We start from the raw sequence: 3,151 nt of genomic DNA on the forward strand, positions 1-3,151 counted from the left end.
TAGCGGGGCTGGGGACGAAGCGTGGGGTGTTACTCCACGGCGGTATCCAGGCGACGCGGCCATCGATGCGCACCATGCGTCCGCGCTCGGTGGGGCGGGAGGGGTCATCTTGGTTGACGGAGTTGTGGTGCGCGCACAAGGTGACCAGATTTTCTTGGTTGGTGGGCCCGCCGGCGGACCAGGCGGTGAGGTGGTGGACTTGGGCGTCGTCGGCAGGCGTATTGCAGCCCGGCCAGGCGCACACGGGGTGCTCGGCCGCGGCGAGCATGCGCTGTTTCCACGTGGCCATGCGCTCGGTGCGGTACAGGTTTACCGGGCCGTGCTCGGGGTGGACCAGGCTGACATAGCCGCGCTGGGCTAAGGCACGGGCGACGAGCTGCGCGCCGGTCATGCGGGCGCCGTTGGTGAGCTGGAGGGTGATATCGGAGGCGTCGGCAGGCGCGGCGACGATGCGGTCGAGCTGGTCCAAGGTGAGGATGACGTTGGTGTGTACGGCCGGCAACGCGCCGGGATTGCCCTCGAGGAGGACCTGCTTGGCGGCGGCGAGGGGATCGTCCTTGTTGACAGAGGAGAGCACGCCCTTGATATCGGCGATATCGGTGGGATCAGCCGTAATGGAGATGGTGTGGGGGCCGTCGGGGCGGCGGGTATAGCGCACGCCGGGCTCGGGGCGACGGGGCGGATTAAGCTGCTTGAGGAGCTTCTTGGCCACGGAGGGGATGAGGCGGGCCTCGGTGCGGCACAGTTCTAGGCGCAAGTCCCAGGCGCGGTTGGTATCGCGCACGCGGCGGGTATAGGACTCGATGCTATCGAGCGTGGCGAGGTCGTGAGCGCGGGTGCGGGCGGCGTCGCGGGCGAGGCGCTGCTTGCGGCTATTGGATGTGCGGCCGAAGTAGACGTGTTGCAGGCGGGCGAGCTGGGCAGCCAGAAGGGGGCTGGCTCCGGCCTCGAGGAGTGAGTCTTCGGAGCAGCCCTGAAATTCGGCGACGAGGTCGACGCCGCGGCGGCATAGCAAGAGGAATTCGGTGTTCACACGGCCGAAGCTAAAAGGCGTGCGAGGGCCGAACAAGCGGTGCGCGGCCGGGAAGGTGGAAAATGTGGATAGGTGGGGGAAAAGGGGGCGTCGGCAAGAGCTATCCACAAGCCGGCCGACGGCCGAGATGCGCGGGGACGGCGGCGATGGTAAGGGCGGTCTTCTATGCTGGAAGGCATGTCGGAAGCGAAGGAAAGAGTCTCAACGCGGCAGAAGCTGCGGGTGATTGACCGCTCGGTGCTCTCGCGGGTCAACCGCATCCGCTCGCGGTTTGTCTACATCATCCAGGCGACCATTGGCGCGGCGCTCGCGTACTGGGTGGCCGGCGATGTGGTGGGGCACCCGCAGCCGTTCTTTGCGCCGATTTCCGCGGTCATCATTCTGGGAATGTCTGGTGGGGACAGGATGAAGAAGGCGCTGGAGATGTCGATTGGCGGCATCATCGGCGTGGCCGTGGGCGACCTGCTCTTCCAGATTGTGGGGCAGGGGCCGTTCCAGATTTTCTTCATTGTGGGCGCGGGCCTGGTGGTGGGCTCGTTTTTGACCAAGTCGCCGCTGATTACTAACCAGATTGTCTTTGGCGCGATTTTGATTGCGACGATTTTTCCACCCACGGAGGGCCCGGGTGGCCTGCACCGCGCGATCGACGCGATGATTGGCTCGGGCATTGGCCTGATAACCATCGCGTTGATTCCCAATTCGCCGTTGGTGGAGGCGCGGCGCGAGGTATCGAAGGTGCTTAAAATTGCCTCGAGCATTCTTGCCGACGTCACGTATGGCATCCGCCAGCAAGACCCCGCCGTTATCCGCGATGCGCGCGAGGCGGTCCGCGGTACGCAAGACAGCGTGAATACCCTGCTGAGCGCGGCACAGTCAGGCAGGGAGGCCTCGGAGGTCTCGCCGCTGTTGTGGGCATCGCGGCGCAGCATTCGCTCGCTGGAGCGCATCCTCATGCCGGTAGATAACGCGGTGCGCGGTGTGCGCGTGCTCTCCCGCCAGGCATTGGGCCTGACGGAGGACCGCGATAAGGTTTCGGACGAGCAGGTGGAATTGCTCGATGAGCTTTCTGAAATCATGCTCGCCATCAGCGAGCTCTACGGCCAAGGCAAACAGCACGGGCACGACGAAGCGATTGAGATTCCGGACCTCGTGCAGCGTCTGCGCATCGTGGGTGGGCGCGCCGGGATAGACATTATTGACAAGGACGGCACGTTATCGGCCTATATGATTTTGGGCCAGACGCGTTCCATCGTGGTCGACATGCTCATGGTGTGCGGGCTCTCGCGGGAGTCGGCCGTGGCGCACCTGGTGCCGACGTCGCAGCATCCGGCCTATCCGCCGGAGGTGTGGGGGCGCGAGGACTAGCGTCCTCGCGCGGAGGCAAGGACGTCGCGCGGGGGCTAAGGGCGCACGATCTGGAGATCGCGCAGGTGGCGGTAGAACGTCACGCGGGTCACCGGGCGCTTGTGGGGGACGGAATCGACGATGACGCGCAGCTGTGGGCCGCCGGCCTGGACGGCGCGGCCGGTGCGCACGGATTCGGGGTCGAGTCGGCCGGGCTTGCGCAGGAGCGAGCGCAGGCGGCCCTGAGGCTCGACGGGGGAAGTGGCGCGGGCGGCGAGGATGCCGGGGGCATCGGTCATAGGAACGAGGCGTGCACCGAAGGTTGTGGGGGATGAGGCGGCCAGGGTGTGATCGTCGATGATGACTTCACCGGTGAAAGAGCCGTTTGCGGCGTCCGAGATGGTGGCGGAGCCAGCGACCGCGAGGCCGGAATAGTTGCGAATGAGCGGGGCGGGGCGGACCGGGGCGGTGCGGGCGAAGTCAAGGGCCTCGGCCGGGGAGGTGGGAAGTCCCCAGTTCTGCGCGGCCGCGGATGCGGTGGACGGAGTGGCGGAGGCCGAGGGGACGGGGATGAAGGCGACCTCGGCCCAGAGGCGGTCGGAGCGCATGAGGCGGGTCAGCACGGCCGAAAGGGCGGCGTCGGAGCCGGCGACGACGATGCGGGCGGGCTCTACTAGGTGCGGGGCCTGTGGGGCAGGTTCGGGGGCGCCGAGGTGGCGGACGTCGGGTTGCGCGGCGATGTCATCGAGCGAGGGAGTGGGGTCTGTGGGGAGG

The 3,151-nt window shown here is 66.8% G+C and carries 3 protein-coding genes; 1 reads left to right on the forward strand and 2 read right to left on the reverse strand.

Going from position 1 to position 3,151, the window contains the following annotated elements; all coding sequences use genetic code 11:
- Nucleotides 1-1,033, reverse strand: a 1,033-nt coding sequence (locus tag MHK00_RS11680; protein ID WP_250411979.1) for an HNH endonuclease signature motif containing protein, incomplete at its 3' end; no start/stop codon positions are given.
- A gap of 165 nt (nt 1,034-1,198) precedes the next feature.
- Between MHK00_RS11680 and MHK00_RS11685 the strand changes: the two genes are divergently transcribed.
- On the forward strand, nt 1,199-2,398 hold the full coding sequence (locus MHK00_RS11685) for an FUSC family protein (protein WP_250411981.1): 1,200 nt from the start codon (nt 1,199-1,201) through the stop codon (nt 2,396-2,398).
- Nucleotides 2,399-2,433: 35 nt separating this feature from the next.
- Here MHK00_RS11685 and MHK00_RS11690 read toward each other — a convergent pair.
- A partial coding sequence (locus tag MHK00_RS11690; protein ID WP_250411984.1) for a hypothetical protein occupies nt 2,434-3,151 on the reverse strand: 718 nt, incomplete at its 5' end.

Source organism: Corynebacterium tuberculostearicum (genome assembly GCF_022347385.1).
GTDB classification, from domain to species: domain Bacteria; phylum Actinomycetota; class Actinomycetes; order Mycobacteriales; family Mycobacteriaceae; genus Corynebacterium; species Corynebacterium tuberculostearicum_M.